Source organism: Pseudomonas sp. KCJK8993 (assembly GCF_046230915.1).
GTDB lineage: Bacteria > Pseudomonadota > Gammaproteobacteria > Pseudomonadales > Pseudomonadaceae > Aquipseudomonas > Aquipseudomonas piscis.
In genome coordinates, this window is sequence record NZ_JBJJLO010000018.1 from 1 (window position 1) to 23912 (window position 23912).

The 23912-nt window shown below is 62.0% G+C and carries 22 protein-coding genes and 1 pseudogene; all 23 read right to left on the reverse strand.

From position 1 onward, the window contains the following. Positions 1–458, reverse strand: a pseudogene (locus ACK6AU_RS08565) (flagellar hook-length control protein FliK); the annotation flags it as partial. Between the two features lie 97 nt (positions 459–555). Next, complete coding sequence (locus tag ACK6AU_RS08570; RefSeq protein WP_185700713.1) at positions 556–900, reverse strand: Hpt domain-containing protein; 345 nt, start codon at positions 898–900, stop codon at positions 556–558. A gap of 30 nt (positions 901–930) precedes the next feature. Continuing rightward, positions 931–2637 carry a fused response regulator/phosphatase gene (locus tag ACK6AU_RS08575; RefSeq protein WP_185700714.1) on the reverse strand — a complete coding sequence of 569 codons (1707 nt, stop codon included), beginning with the start codon at positions 2635–2637 and terminating at the stop codon, positions 931–933. Between the two features lie 5 nt (positions 2638–2642). Next, positions 2643–2948, reverse strand: coding sequence for an STAS domain-containing protein (locus ACK6AU_RS08580; protein WP_022643029.1), 306 nt, complete (start codon positions 2946–2948; stop codon positions 2643–2645). An 87-nt stretch (positions 2949–3035) separates the two neighbouring features. Then, entirely contained in the window at positions 3036–3485 is a 450-nt protein-coding gene (fliJ, locus tag ACK6AU_RS08585; protein ID WP_409298824.1) for a flagellar export protein FliJ, read from the reverse strand. A gap of 6 nt (positions 3486–3491) precedes the next feature. Next, positions 3492–4850, reverse strand: coding sequence for a flagellar protein export ATPase FliI (fliI, locus tag ACK6AU_RS08590; RefSeq protein WP_185700716.1), 1359 nt, complete (start codon positions 4848–4850; stop codon positions 3492–3494). Continuing rightward, entirely contained in the window at positions 4840–5688 is an 849-nt protein-coding gene (gene fliH, locus ACK6AU_RS08595) for a flagellar assembly protein FliH (protein ID WP_185700717.1), read from the reverse strand. The genes fliI and fliH overlap by 11 nt, the downstream gene beginning before the upstream one ends. Before the next feature lie 9 nt (positions 5689–5697). Next, positions 5698–6717: a flagellar motor switch protein FliG gene (gene fliG, locus ACK6AU_RS08600; protein ID WP_011059975.1), complete on the reverse strand. Its 1020-nt coding sequence runs from the start codon at positions 6715–6717 to the stop codon at positions 5698–5700. Further along, complete coding sequence (fliF, locus tag ACK6AU_RS08605) at positions 6710–8500, reverse strand: flagellar basal-body MS-ring/collar protein FliF (protein WP_409298826.1); 1791 nt, start codon at positions 8498–8500, stop codon at positions 6710–6712. Before fliF ends, fliG begins: the two co-directional genes overlap by 8 nt. Positions 8501–8515: 15 nt before the next feature. Then, complete coding sequence (gene fliE / locus ACK6AU_RS08610) at positions 8516–8842, reverse strand: flagellar hook-basal body complex protein FliE (protein ID WP_031321153.1); 327 nt, start codon at positions 8840–8842, stop codon at positions 8516–8518. A 128-nt stretch (positions 8843–8970) separates the two neighbouring features. After that, a complete protein-coding gene (locus ACK6AU_RS08615; RefSeq protein ID WP_185700718.1) occupies positions 8971–10377 on the reverse strand; it encodes a sigma-54 dependent transcriptional regulator in 1407 nt (468 codons plus the stop codon). Next, positions 10377–11594, reverse strand: a complete 1218-nt coding sequence (locus ACK6AU_RS08620; RefSeq protein WP_409298829.1) for a sensor histidine kinase — start codon at positions 11592–11594, stop codon at positions 10377–10379. The genes ACK6AU_RS08615 and ACK6AU_RS08620 overlap by 1 nt, the downstream gene beginning before the upstream one ends. A 109-nt stretch (positions 11595–11703) precedes the next feature. Further along, complete coding sequence (locus ACK6AU_RS08625; protein ID WP_185700719.1) at positions 11704–13179, reverse strand: sigma-54 dependent transcriptional regulator; 1476 nt, start codon at positions 13177–13179, stop codon at positions 11704–11706. A gap of 175 nt (positions 13180–13354) precedes the next feature. Further along, positions 13355–13651, reverse strand: coding sequence for a flagellar protein FliT (locus tag ACK6AU_RS08630; protein ID WP_185700720.1), 297 nt, complete (start codon positions 13649–13651; stop codon positions 13355–13357). Between the two features lie 11 nt (positions 13652–13662). Then, positions 13663–14058 carry a flagellar export chaperone FliS gene (fliS, locus tag ACK6AU_RS08635; RefSeq protein WP_185700721.1) on the reverse strand — a complete coding sequence of 132 codons (396 nt, stop codon included), beginning with the start codon at positions 14056–14058 and terminating at the stop codon, positions 13663–13665. A 128-nt stretch (positions 14059–14186) separates the two neighbouring features. Next, positions 14187–15644 carry a flagellar filament capping protein FliD gene (gene fliD / locus ACK6AU_RS08640; protein ID WP_185700722.1) on the reverse strand — a complete coding sequence of 486 codons (1458 nt, stop codon included), beginning with the start codon at positions 15642–15644 and terminating at the stop codon, positions 14187–14189. Between the two features lie 81 nt (positions 15645–15725). Further along, positions 15726–16112: a flagellar protein FlaG gene (locus ACK6AU_RS08645; protein WP_185700723.1), complete on the reverse strand. Its 387-nt coding sequence runs from the start codon at positions 16110–16112 to the stop codon at positions 15726–15728. A gap of 73 nt (positions 16113–16185) precedes the next feature. Further along, positions 16186–17037 (reverse strand): flagellin domain-containing protein, encoded by an 852-nt coding sequence (locus ACK6AU_RS08650; RefSeq protein ID WP_409298833.1) that lies wholly within the window; start codon positions 17035–17037, stop codon positions 16186–16188. Between the two features lie 227 nt (positions 17038–17264). Continuing rightward, positions 17265–17534 (reverse strand): hypothetical protein, encoded by a 270-nt coding sequence (locus ACK6AU_RS08655; RefSeq protein WP_185700725.1) that lies wholly within the window; start codon positions 17532–17534, stop codon positions 17265–17267. Then, positions 17531–18820 carry a motility associated factor glycosyltransferase family protein gene (locus ACK6AU_RS08660; RefSeq protein ID WP_185700726.1) on the reverse strand — a complete coding sequence of 430 codons (1290 nt, stop codon included), beginning with the start codon at positions 18818–18820 and terminating at the stop codon, positions 17531–17533. The genes ACK6AU_RS08655 and ACK6AU_RS08660 overlap by 4 nt, the downstream gene beginning before the upstream one ends. 80 nt (positions 18821–18900) lie before the next feature. Continuing rightward, positions 18901–19827 carry a ketoacyl-ACP synthase III gene (locus ACK6AU_RS08665; RefSeq protein WP_185700727.1) on the reverse strand — a complete coding sequence of 309 codons (927 nt, stop codon included), beginning with the start codon at positions 19825–19827 and terminating at the stop codon, positions 18901–18903. Between the two features lie 351 nt (positions 19828–20178). After that, positions 20179–23115: a TIGR00180 family glycosyltransferase gene (locus ACK6AU_RS08670; RefSeq protein ID WP_409298836.1), complete on the reverse strand. Its 2937-nt coding sequence runs from the start codon at positions 23113–23115 to the stop codon at positions 20179–20181. 47 nt (positions 23116–23162) lie between these two features. Next, entirely contained in the window at positions 23163–23900 is a 738-nt protein-coding gene (locus ACK6AU_RS08675; protein WP_185700729.1) for a cephalosporin hydroxylase family protein, read from the reverse strand. Positions 23901–23912: the final 12 nt, after the last annotated feature.

Consider the following 23912-nt stretch of genomic DNA (forward strand, 5'->3'; position numbering starts at 1 on the left):
CGCGCTGGCTCGCCCGCGCCCGCAGGCGGGCCTGGCACCGGGCTCGGGTCCAGCGGCGGTTGTGCGCTGGGCGGCGCTTCAGCCTGGGCGGTGTGGGCCGGCTTGGCATCATCGCTGGCCGCGGGGTTGTCGGCGCCAGTCGGTTTGTCGGCAGGCAAGGATTTGCCGCTATCGGCAACCGCTGGTTGCGGCGCGGCAGATTGATCGCTACCGACCTCCTGCTTCTGCGCGACGCCGGCGCCCTGGTCGCGCACCGGCTGCGAAGCGTTATCGGCGACGGCCTGGAACTTGCCCTGGGGCTTGCCTTGGGATTCCTTGGCATAGAGCTGGGCGAAGCTGGGCGCCTTGTCCCCAGGCTGGGCGACGTTTGCCAAAGGGCTGACAGGGACCGCTGGCGTCTTGGCCTGAGGGCTGGCCTGGGCGGTGGCCTGAAGAAGCGAATTGGGGGTAACAGCCATGGAACAGCCTCCGCTGCACTGAAATCATAGGTACAGTACGAGACTTCAATGCAAGGGCTGGGCCAGTTTCACCAGGCCACCAGTAAAAACACCGGCATCAGCAATGAAAGCGCTGCAACTCCTGCTCACACAGCTGCCGGACAATGGCGAACTCGCCGTCGATGGCGCCCACCAGCTCGCGCACGTCATCATCGCCCGAACGGGCGGCACGCAACTCCAGTTGATGGCACAGTTCGGCCAGGCGAATGGCGCCCATGTTGCTGCTGCTGCCCTTGAGGCTATGGGCGGTGGCCACCAGTTGGATGCTGTCCGCGGATTTGTGCAGCAAGCGCACTCGCTCCTCGGAATCGCAGACGAAGGTATCCAGCAGGACGGGATACTCGTCCTCCATGACTTCCTGCAATGCGTTGAGCACAGTGTGGTCCAGATGGATCTCAGCCACTTGTTCACTCCTTGATCAAGAACCGGGAAATTATGCCAGAGCCTCCCAGGAAAACTCCACGCAGACGCTACGTCCGTCGTCCGCCCACTGTGCCTGGCGGCTCATCTGCCGAATGAGGCTGACCCCGCGTCCGGACAGGCGCCCGATATCGCTGGGCCGGGCCATCACCGCCGCCACGTCGAAACCTTCGCCGCTGTCCTCGACCCGCACGGTCAGGCGCCCTCCGGTCTCCAGCGGCTCGACCCGCAGGTGGACGCGGACGAAGCCGTCGCGCAGCTCGTCCAGGCGGCAAGTGCGCTCCCGATAGTAGCGGGTGAAACCCTCGGCATCGCGCTTGAGCCGTGAGTCGAGCTTGAGTACGCCATGCTCCAGGGCGTTGGAGTAAAGCTCGGCGAGCACACTGTACAAGGCTCCGCTCTGGGAGCGCAGGCCGTGCACCTCCAGCAATAGCTGCAACAGGTAAGGCAAGGGATTGAAGCGCTTGAGAGTCTGGGCCCGGAACTCGAAACTCACCGACCAGTCCAGCGGGCACGACTGGCCGCTGTCGGAATACACCAGGGCTGGCGGCGCCAGTTCGGCCAGCTCCGGCAGGCTGACCTCGACCATACTCAGGTCATCCCGGGCCTGACCGCCGAAATCCTCCAGGGCCTGGCGGACCTCGTCGAGCAAATGCTGCGGGTGCCGGTTGGCGCCAAAGACCTGCTGCAAGCGCTGCACACCGAACAGCTCCTCGGCGGCATTGCAGGTATCGATCACCCCGTCGGAGAGCAAGAACACCCGATCGCCCGGCGCCATGGCAAACACCTCGGTACGATCCTCGAAGACCTCGGCGCTCAGCACCCCCAGCGGCAGGTGGCGGGACACCAGGGGCGTACGCCCGCCACTGGCGCATGCATAGAGATAACCCTCGGGCATGCCGCCGTTCCAGACCTCCAGGGAGCGCCGCTGGACACTCAGGCAGACCATGGTGGCGCAGCAGAACATGTCCACCGGCAGGATGCGCTTGAGCTTGGCGTTCATCTCCCGCAGGGTTTCCGGCAGGCCATAACCCTTGGCGGTCATGCCATAGAACACCTCGGCCAGGGGCATGGCGCCCACCGCCGCCGGCAGGCCGTGACCGGTGAAATCGCCGAGCAGCACATGCATGTCCCCGGCGGGGGTATAGGCGGCCAGCAGCAGGTCGCCATTGAACAGGGCATAGGGCGATTGCAGGTAGCGGATGTTCGGTGCATCCAGGCAACCGGAATGGGCGACCTTGTCGAACACCGCCTTGGCCACTCGCTGCTCGTTGAGCAGGTAGTCATGGTGACGGGTGATCTGGTCGCGCTGGCGCAGCACCGTGTCCTGCAAGCGCCGCAGGCGGTCCATGGCGTTGATCTTGGCGGCCAGGATCACCGGGTTGTAGGGTTTCGCCAGAAAATCGTCACCCCCGGCCTCCAGGCAACGAGCCAGCGCCTCCCCTTCGCTCAGGGACGTCAGGAAGATGATCGGCACCAGGGCCTCTCCAGCCAGGTCGCGAATCCGCCGAGCGGCCTCGAACCCGTCCATCACCGGCATCATCGCATCCATCAGCACGATCTGCGGACGCTCGCGCTGGAACAGTTCCAGCGCCTCGACCCCATTGCTCGCCGCCAGCACCTGATGCCCCTGGCGCCGGACGATACTGGACAGCAGCAGGCGATCGGCCGCGCCATCTTCGGCGATCAGCACGCACAAGGACTCGGTCATCGACCGCATACCGCTCAACTGATATCGAACAGCTTGTCGAAATTGGAGATGGCGAGGATCTTGCGCACGTCCGAATTGCTGTTGATCACCCGGACATCGGCATTGTCGCCACCGGCGTGGTCCCGCAGCAGCAACAGCATGCCCAAGGCCGAACTATCGAGATAGGTGGCTTCCTTGAGATCCACCACGATGGACTCCGGCGTCTTGTTGAGCCGTTCGTAGGATTCACGAAACTCCTGGTGCCGCCCGAAATCGAAACGACCCTTGATGGAAATCGTGAGCTTCTGCCCGTCCGGGGATATTTCTGTAACGACCGACATGAGACTGCTTCCTTGTCATTGACGACGTCTAGAAGGTGTAGCACCCACTAAGCGGTCGAACAACCTGCCGGGAAAAAATCCGTCGTATCAGTAGGGGGATTGCCGGGGCAAGCGCTGGGACAGCTCGTCCAGCAACTTCTGCTCGCGCTTGTCTTCCAGGGCCCGGGCCTCGTCGAGGTAGCGCTGCACCAGTTTGCGCAGGCCTTCGACGCGGGCATAGGCCTGTTGCCAGGTCTCGCGGGCGCGGTCGAGATTGTTCTGGTGCCAGGCCAGGCTCTGGCGCTGCTGGCCCACGGCAGTGTCCAGCTGGCTGAGGAAAAACTGATAGTTCAGCAGCCAATGGCCGGAAACCCCACGCTTGCCGCGTTCGACCCATTGCTCCTGGTAGTCGTTACGAAAACGCTCCAGGTCGCCCAGCTTGCTCTCCGCGACCCGCACCTGGCCGTTAAAGTATTCCAGGCGCTGGGCGGCGGTGCGCTCGGCGCTTTCCGCCATGTCCACCACTGGCGCCAGGCGCGCCGCGCGGCTATCGGCCATGATCGATTACCCGCCCGCGATCTGGGAGAACAGCATCTCCAGATGGGTCTGGCTATGGCCCAGGCTGACGTTGTCGTTCAGTCCCTGGCGCAGGTAGGTCACCATCGCCGGATGCAGGGAAATCGCGGTATCGGTATCGCGGTCGCCACCGGCGACGTAGGCCCCGACGCTGATCAGGTCGCGCGCCTGCTGGTAACGCGACCACAGTTGCTTGAAGTACTGGGCCCGTCCCATGTTTTCAGGGCTGATCACCGCCGGCATGACCCGGCTGATGGAAGCCTCGATATCGATCGCCGGGTAATGCCCCTCCTCGGCCAGACGCCGGGACAGCACGATATGCCCGTCGAGCACGCCTCGCGCCGAGTCGGCGATCGGGTCCTGCTGGTCGTCGCCTTCGGACAGCACGGTATAGAACGCGGTGATCGAGCCCCCACCGGCCTCGGCATTGCCCGCGCGCTCCACCAGCTTGGGCAGCTTGGCGAACACCGACGGCGGATAACCCTTGGTCGCCGGTGGCTCGCCGATCGCCAGGGCGATTTCCCGCTGGGCCTGGGCGAAACGGGTCAAGGAATCCATCAGCAACAGGACATTCTTGCCCTTGTCGCGAAAGTATTCGGCGATCCGCGTGCAGTACATCGCGGCCCGCAGGCGCATCAGCGGCGCGTCGTCGGCTGGCGAAGCCACCACCACCGAGCGCTTGAGCCCTTCCTCGCCGAGGATATGCTCGATGAACTCCTTGACCTCGCGGCCCCGCTCGCCGATCAGCCCGACCACGATGATGTCGGCCTCGGTGAAGCGGGTCATCATCCCCAGCAGCACACTCTTGCCCACGCCGGTACCGGCGAAGAGGCCCAGGCGCTGGCCGCGACCCACCGTCAATAAACCGTTGATGCTGCGAATGCCCACATCCAGTGGCTGGCTGATGGGATCGCGGTTGAGTGGGTTGATGGTGGGACCATCCATGGGCACCCAGTCTTCGGCGCGCATGCCGCCCTTGCCATCCAGCGCCCGGCCAGCCCCGTCCAGTACCCGGCCAAGCATGCTCATGCCCATGGGCAGGCGCCCGGTATCGGCCAAAGGCACCACGCGGGCGCCCGGGGCGATCCCGGCGACGCTGCCCACCGGCATCAGGAAGACCTTGCTCCCGGAGAAGCCCATGACCTCGGCTTCGACCTGGACCGGATGGTAGCTGTCATCGTTGATCACCAGGCAGCGGGTGCCCATGGCGGCCCGCAGGCCTTCGGCCTCCAGGGTCAGGCCGACCATGCGCAGCAGGCGCCCTTCGAGGATCGGCTGGGCCGGCAGTGCGATCGCCTCGGCGTAGCCACCCAGGCGCTTGCCGAAGCTGGTGCGCTCAAGACGCATGGTCGGGGCCTGCGGGCTCGGGTTGCCCGGCATCCGGGGCGACGTCAGGATCGACTTCCGCAGCCTGCGGCAGGTCCGGAGTGCGCGGACCGAGCTCCAGGCTCAGGTCCGCCGATGCCGGATGCAGCGATTGTTCGTGCAATTGATCGAAGAGCTGGCCCATGGCCTGGGTGATCCGGGTCTCGACGCTGGCGTCGATGCGACTGTGCTCGGTCTCGACCCGGCAACCGCCCGGCAACAGGGACTCGTCCTCGACGATGCGCCAGCTTTCTTCATGCCGGTCGCGCAGGCTCTTGACCTGCTCGAAATCCTGCGGGTTGATGTAGAGCCGCACGTTGCCAACACCCAGGGGCAGCAACTTCAGGGCCTCGCGCATCACGTGCTCGATCTGGCTGGAGTCCATCGCCAGTTCGCGCTGGATCACCTGGTGGGCGATATGCCTGACCAGGTCCACCAGGGTTTTCTCGATCTGGGTGTCTTGCTCGGCGATCGGTTCGAACAGGTTGCCCATCAACCGCTCGAGCGCCTGCAATTTGGCGTTCAGCGCGACTTCGGCTTCCTGGCGGACCTTGAGCGTGGTGCTGTGGAAGCCCTCCCGCTCACCGGTGGCGAAACCTTCGTTATAGGCTTCCTGGCGAATGCTTTCGAGTTCCTCGAGGGTCAGTGGCTGGACTTCCTCCAGCGGCACTTCCTCGATTTCTTCCTCGACCTCCTCTGGCTCCGGTTCCGGCTCGGGCTCGGGTTCCGGATCGAAGCTGGGCAACGCCCAGACGTCGAAACCCTCGACGTCCCGAGCACGGATCAGGCCGCTCTGGGTTTCATCACTGCTGGACGACATAAAGCGACCTTAGATCATTTCTTCGCCGCCCTTCCCACCGAGAACGATCTCTCCGGCTTCGGCCATACGGCGGGCAATGGTGAGGATTTCCTTCTGCGCGGTCTCCACGTCGCTGACGCGTACCGGGCCCTTGGCTTCCAGGTCGTCGCGCAGCAGCTCGGCGGCACGCTTGGACATGTTCTTGAAGATCTTTTCCTTGACCCCTTCGTCCGACCCCTTGAGGGCCAGCACCAGTACGTCGGAAGACACCTCGCGCAACAGCGCCTGGATACCGCGGTCGTCGACGTCGGCCAGGTTGTTGAAGACGAACATCAGGTCCTCGATCTGGCCGGACAGGTCCTCGTCCACTTCGCGGATCGAATCCATCAGCTGGCCTTCGATCGAGCTGTCGAGGAAGTTCATGATGTCGGCCGCACGCTTGATACCGCCCAGGGTGGTACGCGAAGCGTTGGAGTTGCCGGAGAACTGCTTCTCGAGGATCTGGTTCAGCTCTTTGAGGGCCGCGGGTTGCACGGTATTGAGCGAGGAAACGCGCAGGATGATATCCAGGCGCGCCTTATGGTCGAAATTGCCCAGCACCTCGCCCGCCTGGTCCGGATCCAGGTAGGCCACCACGATGGCCTGGATCTGCGGGTGCTCGTAGCGGATCACATCGGCCACGGCCCGCGGCTCCATCCACTTCAAGCTGTCCAGGCCACTGGTGTTGCCGCCCAGCAGGATACGGTCGATCAGGCCGTTGGCCTTGTCCTCGCCCAGGGCCTGGGTGAGCATCTTGCGCACATAGTCGTCGGAGCCCACGCCGAGGCTGGTCTGGTCGCCGACGATGTCGACGAACTCGCTCATCACCTGCTCGACCTGCTCGCGGTGCACGTTGCCCATCTGGGCCATGGCCACGCCTACCCGCTGGACCTCCTTGGGCCCCATGTGGCGCAGCACCTGCGCGGCATCGGTGGAACCCAGGGACAGCAGCAGGATCGCGGCCTTGTCGACCCGGGTCAGTTTGGCGGTAGCGGCTCGGTTATCACTCATCTGCGTTAATCCACTCTTTCACGACCTGGGCCACACGACCCGGATCTTCTGCCACCAGACTCTTGATTGCATTCAACTGAGCGTCATAACCCTCGCTCGGGCTAGGCAGCAGGATGCTTTGCGGACCACCCAGGCTGACCCGGTCGTTGGCCAGTTCGCCATCCAGGCCGCCCATGCCGCCCAGTTCGACGTCGCTGCCCAGGCCTGCCAGTTGCTTGCCCTTGCCGCCGCCGGTGATGTTGTTGAGCACCGGACGCAAGACCCCGAACACCAGCACCAGGATGAACAGCACGCCCAGCACTTGCTTGACGATGTCCCAGAACCAGGGCTGCGAGTAGAACGGAATATCGGCAACCACCTCCCCGCGGTCGGCGGAGAATGGCACGTTGATCACGCTGACGCTGTCGCCACGGCTGGCATCGAAGCCCACGGCGTCCTGGACCAGGCGAGTGAAGCGCGCCAATTCGTCGGCGCTCCACGGCGCACGGGTGGTTTCCCCATTGGCCGGGTTGACCTTGACCTGATCGTCCACCACCACGGCCACCGACAGGCGGCTCAGGCGACCTTGCTGCTGCTTGGTATGGCTGATGGAACGGTCGAGCTCGAAGTTCTTGGTGGATTGTTGACGCTTGTCCGACGGATACGGCGCCAACATCGGCTGGCCGGTGGCCGGGTCCATCACCTGCTGGCCATTGGCGTCCAGCAAAGGCTGGCCTGGCTGCACCATGCCTGCCGAGGCGGTGGCGCCACCGGTGGTCTGCGGAGCCGAAGCGGGCGACGGTGGCTGGTTGCTCAAGGCACCGGGCACGCCTTGCGGGCCATTGCTGCTGGAGCGCTGCTCGTTGACCGACTGTTCGCTGCGCAGGGCCGGCTGGTCTGGGTTGAACTGTTCGGAAGTGGACTCCACCGCACTGAAGTCGACATCGGCCGAGACTTCGGCCTTGTAGCGATCATTGCCCAGCACCGGTTGCAGGATGTTGTGCACCCGCTGGGTCAGCATGCTTTCCAGGCGGCGACTGTAGTCGAACTGCTTGCCAGCCATGGTCAGCGCGGAGTTTTCCGCCTGGTCGGACAGCAAGTTGCCCTTCTGGTCGACCACGGTGACCTGGGACTTGCTCAATTCCGGGACGCTGGTAGCCACCAGGTTGACGATGGCCATGACCTGGCCAGGCTCCAGGGAACGGCCGGCATACAACTCGACCAAAACCGAGGCGCTGGGCTTGCGTTCGTCACGGACGAATACCGAGCTTTTGGGAATCGCCAGGTGCACCCGGGCACCCTTGACGTTGTTCAGGCTGGAGATGGTCCGAGCCAGCTCGCCCTCCAGGCCACGACGATAACGGGTGGCCTCCATGAACTGGCTGGTACCCAGGCCTTGTTCTTTATCGAGGATCTCGAAGCCGACGTTGCCATCGCCCGGCGCCACGCCAGCGGCGGCCAGCTTCAGGCGCGCCCGGGGCAGGTCGTCGGCCTTGACCAGGAGAGCGCCGGAGTTGGGCTCGACGGTGTAGGGAATGTCGGCAGAGGCCAGGGTATCCATGACCTGCTTGGCATCCATCCCCGCCAGGCTGCCATACAGCGGCCGATAATCGGGCTGCTGGGACCACAACACCACGGCGAAGCCAATCGCCACGCTGGCGGCCAGGCCCACCAACAGGCCAACCTGACGCAACATGGTCATCTGGGACAGGTTTTCCAGGAACGACAAACCGAACAGCGGCGGTTTCCCGTCTACCGGCGGTGTGGTCTTGGCCGGTACGTTATCGGCGACTGCTTCTGCCATGACTCAATCTCGTCCTTAAACCGGCATCTGCATGATGTCTTGATACGCTTGAACCAGCTTGTTACGCACCTGGGTCAAGGCTTGAAAAGACACGCTGGCCTTTTGCGAGGAAATCATCACGTCCGTCAGATCGACGCCGCTCTTGCCGATCTCGAAGGCGCTGGCCAACTGATTGGACGCCTGCTGGGTGTCGTTGACCTTGTTCACGGCCTGGCCAAGCAGATCAGCGAAGCTGCTACCGCTGACCTGTGCTACTGCGGCGGATTTTGGCTGCGACATGGCGTCCATTTGCATGGCCCGCATATCCAGCATCAACCGATTAAATTCAATACCTTGGCTCATGGTCTACTCTCTCTGACGACCCGCATTTTTTTGACGCTCACTCCGCGGTTAGTGAGGTGTTAGCAACAAGGGTGCCAGCTCCATGGCCCATCCCCACAAAAGCCATCCCGGGCCTTGCAGGTCACTCTTCAAGTAGCGAACAGATAAGCCTCGACATCCATCCCGGCGTCACGCATCTGCGCCAATTTGTAACGCAAGGTGCGCGGACTGATGCCCAGGCGCTCCGCTGCTTCCTTACGCCGCCCGCGCTCGGAGCGCAGGGTATCGATGATCATCTGGAACTCCCGGCGCCGCAGGTCGTCGCCCAGGCCGCCCGGCTCCTGGAACCCGACCTCGGTTTCACCCGCCACGGCAGGCACCGCCCCCCGACTGACGGACGCCAGAGCCGGCAGCGGGGCGCACGCCACAGGGCCGGCCAGGCAGAAGTCCTGCGGACGGATCACCCCGCCCTGCTGCAGGATCAAGGCTCGCTGCAACGCGTTGTCCAGTTCCCGTACATTGCCCGGCCATGGATAACCCAACAGGCAGGCCCGGGCCTCGGCGGACAGCTTGGCGCTGGCATGCTTCATTTTATTGACGTGTTTGACCAACAAGCGCTCGGCCAGCGGCAAGATATCGGCAGGCCGCTCGCGCAATGGACGCCAGGCCAGAGGGAAAACCGACAGGCGGTAATAGAGGTCTTCACGGAAGCGACCAGCGGCCACTTCTGCGGCCAAGTCACGGTTGGTGGTGGCCACCACCCTGATATCCAGGTTGATCGGCTTGCGCGCCCCTACCCGCTCCACCTCGCGCTCCTGCAGAACCCGCAGCAACTTGGCCTGCAGCCCCAGGGGCATCTCGGAAATCTCGTCGAGCAGGAGGGTGCCGCCGTCAGCCTGCTCGAACTTGCCAGGCTGGGCCGCGATGGCGCCGGTGAACGAGCCCTTTTCATGCCCGAACAGGGTGGCCTCGAGCATGTTGTCGGGGATCGCCGCGCAGTTGATGGCGATGAACGGTTGCCCGGCACGATGGGAATGCTGGTGGATATAACGCGCCAACACCTCCTTGCCCGTGCCGGACTCGCCGGAAATCAGCACAGTGGAATCGCTGCGCGCCACCCGTGTCGCCAACTCCAGCAACTGTACGCTGGCAGGCTCGAAGGCTACCGGCCCCTCCTCCTCGACCGCCCCCAGGCAACCCAGGGCATGGCGCGCCACCAGGTCGAGCAGCGCCTTGGGCTCGAAAGGCTTGACCAGGTAGTCGACAGCCCCCTGGCGCATGGCGTCCACCGCACGCTCCACCGCGCCATGGGCGGTCATCAGCAACACCGGCAGTTGTGGCTGGCGTGCACGCAACAGGCCAAGCAACTGATGGCCGTCCATGCCCGGCATGTTGACATCACTGACCACCAGGCTGAAGGACTCGGCCGACGTGGCCTCCAGAGCCGCCTCCGCACTACCCACGGCCTTGTAGTCATGACCGGCCAGCAAGAGCGTGTCTGCGAGGGCCTCGCGCAGGGCACGATCGTCTTCAACCAGTAGAACCTTGATTGCCATTACCTTGCCTCCATACCAGGGGCACTGGAAAACAGAGGCAGGGTCACCAGTGCACAAGTACCGCGCCCGGGACGCGAGCGCAGCGACAATTCTCCCTGATGGGCACGCGCCACTGCCTTGACCACCGTCAGGCCGAGCCCGGTACCGTTGGCCTTGGTGGTGAAAAACGGTTCACCCAGACGCTCCAGCACCTCGGCCTCGATACCGCTGCCACTGTCGCTGACGCACAGGCGCAAGGTGTCGTCCCGGCGATACAGGTGCACCTTCAGCCGCGCAGTACCGGCACTGGCCTGGACCGCGTTTTCGATCAGGTTGAGCAAGGCCCCCACCAGGGTGTCGCGATTGCACAGCAGCTCACCCTCATGGCTGTCGCACTGCCAGCGTACGGCAACGTCCTGGACATGGGTCTGGGCGGCGGCCTGCAGGGATTGCAACAGCGATCTGGGCGTCAGGCGATCGGTGAGCGGCAGCTCGCCGCGGGCGAATACCAGCATGTCGCGTACCTGGTGTTCGAGCTCATGCAGGCGCTCCTTGAGCCGTCCGGCAAAACGCTGGTGGGTGGCCGCCGGCAGTTGCTGCTCGGTCAGGTGACTGGCGTACAGCAATGCCGCGGACAGCGGTGTACGAATCTGGTGGGCCAGGGAGGCGACCATCTTGCCCAGTGAGGACAGCCGCTCGTGGCGCGCCAGCTGGTCTTGCAGGTGACGGGTTTCAGTCAGGTCGTTGAGCAGCACGAGCTGCCCAGGCTCGGCATCCAGCGAACGGGTGGAGATGGACAGGCGCCGACCGTCGCGCAGGGAAATCTCATGACCGTCATCCTCGCGGGGAGCGAAGCTACGGGCGATGATGCTGCGCCACAACTGCCCCTCCAGAGGCAAGCCCAGCAACTCGCAGGCCGCCGGATTGGCTTCGCTGACGATGCCATGGCCGTCGATGACGATGACCCCGCCCGGCAGCAGGTCCAGCAGGTTCTGCAGACGATTGGCCAAGCGTTCTTTTTCCGCCAGCTCCTGCATGCGCTGGGCACTGACCACCGCCAACTCGCCCTTGAGCTCGGTGACCCGGGCTTCGAGCATGCTGTAGGAGTCAGTAAGTTGGCTCGACATCTGGTTGAACAGGGCGAAGGCCTGCTCGAGGCCAAGCCGGCTCGCCTGCTCTACGGACGACGATTGCCCCTGGGTATCGGGGGCAGGAGACATCTGGGCGGCTTGGGACATGGGACTCTCTCGCGTGGCTGACCGTCAGTTAAACGGAACGTTGCGAGAGACTTAGCAATACCCGTGCCGAAAAAAACCGCCCGGATTTCAGCGATCTGGAAAACAGGCGTCAATCATCCGCCTGCTCATCCCCTTCACGACGGCTCATCCCGTACTTGCGCATCTTTTCCACCAGGGTGGTACGACGAATGCGCAAGCGCTCGGCGGCCCGCGCCACGATGCCATTGGCATCATCCAGCGCCTGCTGGATCAGGCCCTGCTCCAGGCTGCCAAGGTAATCCTTGAGGTCAAGGCCCTCTGGCGGCAGCATGGCAGTGGCGGAGAAGTCCGGCGCATGGCCGTTGATCGCCACCCGCTCTTCCAGATCGCTGCGCAGGCTATCCACCAGTTGCTCGTCTTCGTCATCGACGTAGCGAAACTTCTTCGGCAGCTCGACCACGCCGATCACCCCATAGGGATGCATGATCGCCATGCGCTCCACCAGGTTGGCCAACTCGCGGACGTTGCCCGGCCAGCCATGGCGGCACAGGGACATGATGGCGGCCGAATTGAAACGGATCGAACCGCGCTTTTCGTGCTCCATGCGCGAAATCAGCTCATTCATCAGCAGCGGAATATCTTCTACCCGCTCACGCAACGGCGCCATTTCGATGGGGAACACATTGAGGCGGTAGTACAGGTCCTCACGGAAACTGCCCACCTCGATCATGCTTTCCAGGTTCTTGTGGGTGGCCGCGATGATGCGCACGTCGACGCCCTGGGTCTTGTTGCTGCCCACGCGCTCGAAGGTGCGCTCCTGCAGCACGCGCAGCAGCTTGACCTGCATCGGCAGCGGCATATCGCCGATCTCGTCGAGAAACAGGGTCCCGCCGTTGGCCAGTTCGAAACGCCCGGCCCGGCTGGTGATGGCCCCGGTGAAGGCCCCCTTCTCATGACCGAACAGCTCGCTCTCCAGCAACTCGGCAGGGATCGCCCCGCAATTGACTGGCACGAAAGGCGCGTCGCGGCGCTTGGAGTGATAGTGCAAGTTGCGCGCAACCACTTCCTTGCCAGTACCCGATTCACCCAGGATCAATACGCTGGCATCGGTATCCGCCACCTGCTGCATCATCTGCCGCACGTGCTGGATCGCCCGACTGGTGCCGACCAGGCTGCGGAACAGATTGGGTTCGCGATGACGCCCGCGCTCGCGCGCCTGGTCGTACATCTCGCGGTAGACCTGGGCCCGGTGCAGGGAATCGAGCAACTTGCTATAGCTGGGAGGCATCTCCAGGGTAGACAACACCCGGCGACGCTGGTCTTCCGGCAGCTCGACAGAAGAATTTTCGCCCATTAGCAAAACTGGAAGGAACTCATCCCAGGTCGAGAGTGTCTTTAACAAGCCCAGCAGTGCACCAGGAGCGTTTACAGTCCCGATGAGGACACAGATCACTTCCCGACTAGACGACAAAGAGCCGACAGCCTGCTGCCAGTCATGGCTAGCGCAGGGCAAATTTTCTTCACCGAGAAAATTTAAAATCACCGCCAAGTCGCGGCGGCGAACGCTATCGTCATCGATCAGCAGAATTTTGGTTTCACGCCACATGCAATAGCAACTTCCCTAGTCAACTCAATGCCCGGAAATTAAGGGGCAAGCTAGACGCGCTTGAAGACATTTACCTGCCTTCATAGACGCCTGAAATCTGAAAACAGCCACTAGTTAAGTCAAAAAAGCGTGCACAGTCAAATTTATGGCGCGCAGTGTTCGGATCAACTCGACATTAACCGAACAAATGGTAAACCTTTGCCGCGTTCTGCGCTTGATGGATCTGCGACATCTCGTCGAATATCGCCTGGCGCTCACCGGTCGCCACTTCCAGCAACTGCCGGTAGACCCCCAGCAATTCTTCAAGATTGCTCCGGAGGGCAACCTCGTCGACCCCGACCTCCCCGAGCACGTCCTCCATGCATGAACGACAAGCCAGGTCCAGTTCACCTATAGCCTGCCAATTACGCTCGGCCAAGGCGTCAACCAGGGCCACGCGCGTTTCTTCAATGCGTTGCAGGACAGCACTCATGGTGTTTCTCCTTAAAACTGCGGGCCTGGAGCCGCAATGGCATCCCAGCCCTCTTTGACCGTACGCAGCAGACCTGCCACCTCGTCGAGGATCTTCGGATCGGTCTTGATATTGGCCTCGGCCAGGCGCTTCATCATGTAGGTGTACAGACCGTCCAGGTCCGCCAGGCTGTCCATGGAGTTCTCCAGGTCCAGGCCTTCGCGCAAGCCCCCCACAATGCCAATGGCCTTAGTGATGAAGATGCCCTTGTTGGCGATATCACCGCGCTCCATCGCGCCCTTGGCCTGAGCGATACGGTCCAGGCCACCTTCCATCAGCATTTGCACCAGGCGATGCGGGCTGGCCTCGGAAGTCTGTGCCTGTCCACCCACCTTTTGATATTGCCGAAGGGCTAACATCGGATTCATGTGGTACCTCTTCAAAACTCAAGGGTTCGTATAAACAGCGTATCGACGTAACGTCAAAAAACTTTAGATCAAATGCAAAAGCCCGGAGCGCTGGAAAACGCTGCCGGGCTTTTGGCGCAGATTATATATCAGCCTTTCTTCTGCGCGTTCATGGCCTCGAACATGGAAGTGATATTGCTGGCGGTAGCCTTCAGCTTGCCCACCAGCGTATCCATGTCATTGTACTTCTTGGTCAATACAGCGGTCAGGGTGGCAACACGACGATCCAGCGATGCCTGTTGGTCAGCGAGCTTCTTCTTGGTGACATCCAGGTTCTTGGTTCGAGTGACCAGGATCCCCTCGGTCGAACCCACACCCTGAGTGAAGGGCTTGATCGCGGTGGTCATGCGATCCAGCAAACCCGGACTGGTGCCATCGCCGGTAAACAGCTTCTGCACTTCGCCACCAAGCTTCTTATCGTTCAACGCTGCCGTGAACTTTTTCTCGTCGAAGTCCAATGCACCGGTTTTCTGGTTGGTAGTGATACCCAACTGCGACAGCACGGTGAGCTTGTCGCCGGCACCGACTTCTGACAGTGGCGCTCGAATAGCCGACAAGATCGAACGTGGTAGCGGATCACCCGTCAGCTGCGCCGGCACGGTCAACTTGCCATTATCGTCCAGGGACGGCTTGGTCAGGGAACTGATACCGTTGACCACCGAATTGTAGGACTCGATGAACTTCTGGATCGAAGCCTTGAGACCGTCGGTGTTGGTCTTCACTTCCACGGTGATCGGAGCAGTGGTGACCGCCACCAGGTTCAGTTTCAAGCCGGAAACAGCCTGGGTGACGGTATTGCTCTTGCTGGTCAACGGCATGCCGTCGACGGTGAACATTGCATCCTTGGCCAAACCACCAATGGCGCCGGAAGAGTCGGCTTTCATGGGATCGGTAGGGCTGCCAGTCGGCATCGGCTTGGTGCCATCGATCTCCAGCCCGGCAATGCCGCTCACGGAGATATCCGAACCAGCCCCGGTCTTGTCCGAACCGATCACCAGGCGCGAACCGAAGGAATCGGTAACGATGTTGGCGTTGAACCCCGCCAAGGACAACTTGGAGTCGGCGTTGATCGCATCCCGCACCGATTGCAGGGTCGCATTGGCACCGATGGCCAGCGAGTAGCTAGTGCCATTTTGAGTGATGTTCAAGGTACCACTCGGAATAGCACTGGAAGCACCGCCGGCAAAAGCTGCGGTGGCCACCTTTGATGAAGTTGCAAGTTGCGAAACACTGACACTGTACTTACCGGCTACCGCAGCATTGGTTGCGGTGGCATCAACAAACTTGGCATCGCTGGAAGTGGCGGCAAAACCAGCAAAGGCAGGACTTACAGCGCTGCCCAAGCCAGTGACCGAAAGAGTGCTCTGGAAGGAGGACAACAACGACTGCAAAGTACCGATGCCGGAGATACTCGCGCTGTTGGTCTCGGTCGCACGGTCGATCTGGCCCTGCTTGGCTGCCTTGTCGGCATTCACCAACGCCTTGACGATAGCACCGGTGTCGAGACCAGAACCCAGACCGGTACCCGGTAGAATTGGACTTGCCATGTGTATCTCCCTTCAGTATGCCGCCGGTCTTTTGACCACCACAGCGATCAAAAGATTAAAAAACAAAATTCGTGCCAGCTATCAAGCCTTGGCGCTAAACAGCAGGCTGCTGGCATCGTTCAAGCTATTGGCCAACTTCAGGACTTCTTCGTTGGGGATCTGACGAACCACCTCTCCCGAATCGCTGGCAATGACCTTGACTACAACCTTCCCGGAGGGCTCGTCGATGGAGAACTCCAGGTTGCGCTTGACCGACTGGACAAACTTCTCGATCTCCTGGACGGCCATCTTCAGTTTTTCCTGTTCGGCTTGCGCCTCTTTCTTGCTGTCCTGCGTGGACACCGCCACTTCTGCAATGGCAGGAACCGCAGAAACGTCATCTCGAGGCTTCTCCACGGGCTTGTCGGCAACCGGAATCGCGGACTTGGCCACAGGATAAGACAAGTTCAGCTTCACGCTCATATCCATGTCCACCACCTCTCAAAGTAAAAAAGCGAGAGAGCACGACCAGCGCACTCCCCCGCCAAAGCTTAGCCAGCTATTACTGAAGCAGCTTCAGTACAGCGGATGGCAGTTGGTTGGCCTGGGCCAGAACTGCGGTCGAAGCTTGTTGCAGAGTTTGCTGCTTGGTCAGCTGGGCAGTTTCAGCAGCGAAGTCGGTATCTTGTACGCGACCCAGTGCAGCACTGGCGTTTTCGTTGATGTTCTGCAGGTTGGAGATAGTGCTGGTCAGACGGTTCTGAGCGGCACCGAGGTCGGCACGGCTGGAGTTGATGGTCTGCAGCGCCTTGTCGATAGCGACCATGGCAGCGCTGGTGCTGGCTTCAGCGGTGGTGCTGTCGGTACCGGTAATGGCGATGGCGCCGGAGTTAACGCCCAGGGTCGAAGCGTCGAAGCCGCTGGCCAGGGTGATGGTGATCTGGTTGTCAGAACCGGTGTTGGAACCGACCTGGAAGGTCATGGTGCCGGCGGAACCGTCGATCAGGTTCTTGCCGTTCAGGTTGGTCGACTTGGCGATACGGGTCAGTTCGTCCGACATCTGAGCAAATTCTTTGTTCAGAGCGGCGCGGTCTGCAGTGCCGTTGGAATCGTTACGGGACTGAACGGCCAGTTCACGCATACGCTGCAGGATGTTGGTGGATTCTTGCATCGCGCCTTCAGCGGTCTGGGCGATGGAGATACCGTCGTTGGCGTTCTTGATCGCCATGGTCTGGCCACGGATCTGCGAGGTCATACGGGTAGCGATCTGCAGGCCGGCGGCGTCGTCTTTAGCGCTGTTGATCTTCAGGCCGGAAGACAGGCGAGTCATCGAAGTCGACAGAGCGTCGGAAGCGCGGTTCAGGTTTTTCTGAACGTTCAGCGACGTAACGTTGGTGTTTACTGTTAAAGCCATGACGAATTCCTCGTTGGTTGGGTACTGCGGCTTCCGGCCCTGGCAACCGCCGGGTAATGGCCTAGAGAACCTTCGTAATAGTTATCGTCGCGGATGCAAGTTGCTTTAGGGCTTTTTCAAAAAAAATTGCCATCACCCTGCCACCCCTTTAAATACAAGGGCTTAAGCCCCGACCGAACGAAAAACTGACGTCAGAAAAAGCGCCCTCCCAACCCCACGAGCAAAGCTCACCCTGCAAACGAGGCCTGCAACCACTCCACCAGTTCGTACTCCAGATAATCTGCCAGGCCCAACCAGTCCTGTGCTTCCTGACAGGCCAGCAGCAGGCCCAGCAAGTGGGCCCACTCCTGTTGCATCGATGCGACAGCGGTATCCACCAGGACCTGGACAGACTCGAACAGCTCCACCATCTCCATCGCCGCCTCGACATCACGTCCTAGCCGAAACAGTTCGGCAACGTTCCTGGCACGGCTCAGCAAAGGCTCAAGTCGACTCATTGGACAAAATCCGCATGGAAAGTAGTTCCGGCGATCATCGCGCCATCACGACTGGTATTGAAGAAAGCCACCTCAGGCTGACTGCCGATGTAACGCTCCAGCTCGCACAGATAACTGCGGAAGTTGAGCTGGGTCTTCACCCGCCGGCCATGGCCATCCAGAACCCAATGCCTGGCAGCACCGAGCTGTGGCCCCAAATCACCATCCTGCCAGCCGGCATGGGTGCGGTTCATTGGAAAGGCGAAGTCCGCACCGAACAAGGTGACACGCTTGCCACCCATCTTCACCGCCAGATCCACCGCCGGGTGAATCACACTGCCTCCTGCATGCAGCAAGGCCCGCGGCAAGCGCTGGCGTAGCTGTTGAAAAAGCGGGCTGGTGGAATACCCCACATAACGCGGCCCACGCCAACCTTCCAGGACCTGCGGATCGGCCAACGGCAAGTAGACCAAGGCCGTGCCTTCACTCCCCAAGGACGGCAGGTGCCGGCTGGAGATACGCTGATCGATGCTCAACACCAGGTCGGGCCGGATCCCCTGCCTGAGCAGCGGCTGGTAGGCCGTGTCGACACAGATCAACAGCGGTCGTCGTGCTTGTCCAGCCAACGCGCGCAGCGCAGGAAAATGACGCTCCAGGCTCGGCCCGGTGGCAATCACGAAGACCTCCTGCCCGGTGCAGGTGTCGAACAACTGGGCTACATCGCGATCGCACGCCACCCAAGGCTCGACAGCTGCCAAGCGCTCGTTGATCGAGGTTGTATCGAAATTGAACGATCGGTTGTTGAACTCCAGATGAGTCTCGCTGATCAGCCGATCGCGAATCTTCGCATTGTAATCGTCCGCCAGCACCAACTCGGCAGGAAGCGCGAAGAATGGCAGCCGGATCTCGTGCAAATCGCCGGCATACAGCAACTCCACCCGCGGATCGGCCAACCAGGCATCCTGCTCCAGCAATTGCAGCACCAGCTTGAACACCGCACCGTTGAGAATATGCACATACAGGCGCTGCAACCCGGGGCGCTCCAATAGCACCTGCTGCAGATCGCCCAGTCCACAGCCATACACATGCAGGACAGGCTCATCGGGCATGTTGTCGGCCTGCAGCCGGGCCTCGTGCGCACGATCATGGCGACTGGTGAGCTGGATGCCGGCGATGCTCAGCGTCGAGCCCAGCCCCTCCACCAGGTTTGCCTGCAGCGAAGCGCTATCCTCTGTCACCACCCGCGCCAGCAGCGCTGGCCAGCGCCTTTGCAGTACCGCCGCGTTGCGTTCAAAGCTGTCGCTCATGTTGCCTCGCTTATCCTTCATGCAAAAAAAAGCGCTCAAGATACACCTCGAGCGCTTGTTATGCCGCCGCGGGCCGGGTATCAGGCGCGATAAATGATCGCCGACCCCCAGGACAAGCCGACGCCAAAGCCACTCAGGGCCACTCGCTGCCAGCTGGAGTCGAACATATGTTTCTCCAGCAACAGGGGGATGCTCGAGGAAACGGTATTGCCAGTCTCCACCATATCCTTGACGAACTTGTCCGGATCGCCCTCGAAACGCCGGGCCACGGCGTCGACGATGGCCGCACTGCCCTGGTGGATGCAGAACGCGTCGATATCCCCAGGCTCAAGGTTAGACTCCTCCAGCAATTCATGCAGGTGGGCTGGAACCTTGAGCAGCGCGAAGTTGAACACCTGGCGGCCGTTCATGAAGAACACACCGTCAGTGACCTTCAGGTGCGGCGCCCCGGAACCATCGGTGCCGAACTTGGCCTTGCCCAGCTGCCAGGTCGCATCCTCGCCCAGCCAGGTGGCGGTGGCGGCATCGCCGAACAGCATGGTGGTATTGCGATCCTCGGGATCGACGATCTTCGAATAAGGGTCCGCGGTCACCAGCAGGCCGTTCTTCAGCCCCGCGGCCTCCATGAAGCCCTTGATGGCATAGATGCCATAGACGTAGCCGGAGCAGCCCAGGGAGATATCGAACGCCGCCACGTTGGTCGGCAGGCCGAGCTTGTCCTGGACGATCGCCGCCGTATGGGGCAAGCCTTCTTCGTCGCCGTTCTGGGTAACGACGATCAGCGCATCGACAGCTTCGCGCTTCAGTTCGGGGTTGGCGGCGAACAATGCATTGACAGCTTCGACACACAGATCGGAGGTCTCTTGCGTAGCCTCCTTGCGCGGCAGGAAGGCCGAACCGATCTTGCCCAGGATGAACTCCTCATCCTTGCCGAATTTTGCACCTTGTGCGTAATTGTCCAGGCCGGCTACAGGCACGTAGCTCGCAATGCTTTTTATGCCAATCATCACGGCTTCCCAATAAAAAACAGCTCAATACCCCCGCTCAGTCGCCTGGCAGGGGCTGCCGAAAAAACACGGATACTTCCGTCGAGCACAGCATCATCGGGAAGAACCAAGGGCTATCACGGACCTGGCACGCAGCGCTGGCGCCATCTTCCCGGGCCATACATTACAGTGAAGATGCACGTTCTGACCCGCAGGTCACGCCATTTTGCCAATCTGTCACATAAAGACCGGCCAGCAGGATCGTCAACCGTGCCCGTTGCGCCAGCCATCGGGAATCGAAACTTGTGTCCCACCCCGGATTCGCAACCTGGTAGCACAGGCTGCGAATCCGGCCAGGGGCTCAGGGAGGGGTCAGCCGGCAATCAGTTGTTGCCAGTCCACCTGGCGACCAGCGTCCAGGACGAACCCCTTGCCAGCCAGTGTGAGGTTCTCGTTGTAATTGGCGTCATGGGCAAAGCGTTCCGCCCACTTGTCCCGCAACGCCGCCGCGGCTTGCGAATCATCGGCCAGGGTGCCCGGATGCAGGATCTGCGCCTGTGGCGTGAGCACGGTGAGATAACCGGCATCAGCGCTTTTCAGGCACAGGTCGACATCGGCGAAAGCCTGGTCGAAGTGCCCTTCGTCCAGCCCGCCCACAGCCTCGTAGAGCGCCTTGGCGATCATCAGGCAAGCACCGGACACCGCCGAGTAGTTCTTCTCCACCCATAGGCTCTTCATGTAACCCTGGCTATCCCTGGCGGCCCCGGCGAATGCCGCGCCCAGGTGGCCATCGAGCCCCAGCACCAGGCCGGCCTGGGTCGTCGCGCCCCGTTCGTCCACCAACCGTGCACCGACCACCCCGACTTCCGGGCGCTGGGCCTGGTTGAGCAGGCTTTCCATCCAGTTGGCGTTGACCACCTCAGCCTCGGAGGACAACAGCACCAGGTACTCGCCCTTGGCCTCCCGAGAAGCGGTGTTGTAAAGCGCCGACTGGCTCACGCGCTGCTTGCTGCGCAACACGCGGATACGCTCGCCACGGCTCTCGAGGCTGGCCAGCCAGCCGTCGAGTTCGGCGTCCTGGCTGTGGTTCTCGGCGATCAATACTTCGTAGCGCTGGTAGCGGGTACGTTGCAGCACGCTGACCAGGCAGCGTTGCAACTGGGCGAAGTTGTCCTGACTGGCGAGGATGATGGACACCAGAGGACGCTCGGCATGTTGGTAATCGATCTGGTAGGTGCCCGGCTGCGCCGAAGAGACCTGGGCTCGATAGCCCCGCGCCGCAAGGCTGCGCGTCAGTACCTGGCGCTCCTCGGCATGGGCTTCCTCGCCCGGAACGCGGCAGATCAGCAGCGGTTCGGCCAGGTGCGCCAGACCACCCAGGCCGCCTTGCTGGATCAGGCGCAGCAACACATCGAACTCCAGCGCCTGCTTGAGCTCAGTGGAGAAACCGCCGATCTCCAGCAGGGCTTCGCGCTGCAGCAGCCAATGCCGCGCCATCAACGATGGCGCGCCCTGCAACTGATCCAGATTGATCCCGGGGCGCCATACCATCTCCAGCGTCGAGTCGCCGCGCCGTTGGATCTCATCCATGGCCACTGCGCGAATACCCTCGGCGCCGGCCAACTCCAGGCTGGCCCGCAACAAGCCGCTGGCAGTGAACTGATCGCCCGCCTCGGCCAACAGTACCCAGTCCGCGCGGGACTGCGCCAGCACCTGGTTGAGGCGCTCCACATGGTTACCCTGGGTGACCCTGACGAAATGCAGGGTATCCTGGGCGCTGGTGGTGGCCGGCAAGTCGCCGGTGGTGAAGACCACCAGCTTGAACGCCTTGTAGTGACAGGCGACCAGGCTGTCGAGGGTGGCCTGCAACTTGACCATGTCGGCATCCAGGTCCAGCAACAGGATCTGCACCTGGGGCACGTCCCCCTGGCGAGCCTGGTACGCGGCGATGGCGCTCAGTTGTGCCGGCTGCGGGACACGCCCCTCGAGCCAGGCGAGCAGTCGCCCCGACTCGGTCGCAGCGAGCAACTCGTGGCTGTCCGGCCCCGGCACCGAGTCCAGGCGCTCGGCCCAGGCTTGCAACTTGCGCGCCTCCTCGGGCTCATCGCTGTCCTGCATCGATTCGGCCAGGCGCTTGACGACCTGGCGGTTGAACAGGTTCAGCCCCAGGGCTTCCCACAACCGGCTGCGCAGGGAACGCGGCGTATCGTTGGGCTGCACCCGCATCAGCTCTTGCTGGCGCAACAGGACGCCTTCAAGTTCCTGCAGTTGCAGGCGTCCGGCGGGCATGGCATGCAACAGGAATTCGAACTCGGTCAACAGGTCGAACATCGGCTTGTTGTAGAACGGCATCTCGACGAACTGTTCCGGCCCGAAGGAACGCACCGGCTCCTCCCCTACCTGGGTCCAGGCCGAACTGATGATCGCAGTCATCTTGAGCGAACGCCCGCTGAGCAGGCACTCGGCCATGGCGGCGAAGCTGTCCAGGGCAATCTGCTTGACCAGTGCCGGATCCCGGCCGCTGAAATCGGTGGGCAGCGAAGCGAGGAACTCGGCGAACGCTTCTCGTTGCGCCACCGACCGGGCATCCTTGAACGTCAAGACCGTCAACACGTTGGTATTGTGCTCGGAAGCCCCATAGGCGACCTCGCGCACGGCAGAGGGGATCGGCAGGATCCGCGCCTTGGCACAGGCCAGCAAGTAGAAACTGTGGCCGATTTCCTGCCATTCGAAACTGGTGCCGGCCGGCAACTGGCTGTACCAGCGCTGCAGCAACTGGGTACGAGTCACCGCGTAGAACGGCGGCAGGAAGTGCCCCAGGAAGTCCATGACCCGCTCCTTCGGGTCGGCGCTGGCATAGTCCTCGGGTACCCGGCGGTCGCGGCGGTAGTAATTGGTCTGCGTGGCCCTGGCCAGGTACATCATCCCGTAGCCGTGGCACAGCCCGTAGTCGGGATGCTCTTCGAGGAACTCCACCGATGCGGTCAACGCATCATGGATCAGGAAATCGTCATCGGCGGCGAACGCCATGTAGGGCGTGGTCACCAGGTTCACGCCGAAGGTCAGCTTGTCCTGCAGGCCGCTGTAGGCGTATTGCGGCAAGTGCCGGTAATCCACCCGCGGATAGCGCTGGGCGATGGACTCATCCACCTCGGGCGAGGAGTCCAGCACCAGGATCGAGCACGGGTAGCTGCTGTAGAACTGCAAGGCGCGCCGCATGAACGCTTGGCGGTTGTGGGACAACAACACCAGGGTGAAACGTTGATCGAGCGGTACTGTGTCATTCATTTCTTTATCTTCAACCCACATAGGTATTTCCCCACAACCGGCCGACAGCCTGCTGCAACCATTGATGTTCAGCGAACCCGGCGCAGGTAGCCGTCCGGCGCCACGGTCAGCAGCAGCTTGTTCTGCATCTGCTGGTCGATCTCGAAATCGCGATTCTCTTCCAGGTAGGCCCAGACCGCGGTCTTCGGGTTGTCGCCCGGGCCCCATGGACGATCCGGGAAGAAATCCGCCGGCATGTCCTCGACCACGGTATCCATCACCACGCAGTAGCTGTCCACCGACACCAGCGGCGCATACAGGCGCAGCTCTTCGAGCACGTGCTCATGGGTGTGGTTGGAGTCCAGCACCAGGATCACCTTCTTGCCGGCTGCCGCGGCCCGCACCTGTTCGGCGATGGCCGGATCGATGCTCGAGCCCTCGATCATGCGGATACGCTTGCTCATCGGGTGCTGCTCGATGGCCTCACGGTTGTGCGGACGGATATCCAGGTCGATGCCCAGCACCTCGCCATGGCCCTGCAACTCCAGCAGCGAGGCGTAGTAGATGATCGACCCGCCGTGGGCGATACCGCACTCGATCACCAGGTCCGGCTTGACCCGCCAGATGATCTCCTGCATCGCCAGCATGTCCTGGGGCAGCTGGATGATCGGCCGGCCCATCCAGGAGAAGTGGTAGCTGTACTTGTGCTGCGCGGACTGGTTGAAGAAGTCCCGGGCCAGCCCCTTGAGCTTCTCATCCTGGCCCTGGGCGCTGACCTGCGCCTGGCACTCTTGTTCGAAGGCTTGAATGACGTTGTTCTCGCTCATGTTCGGTTTCTC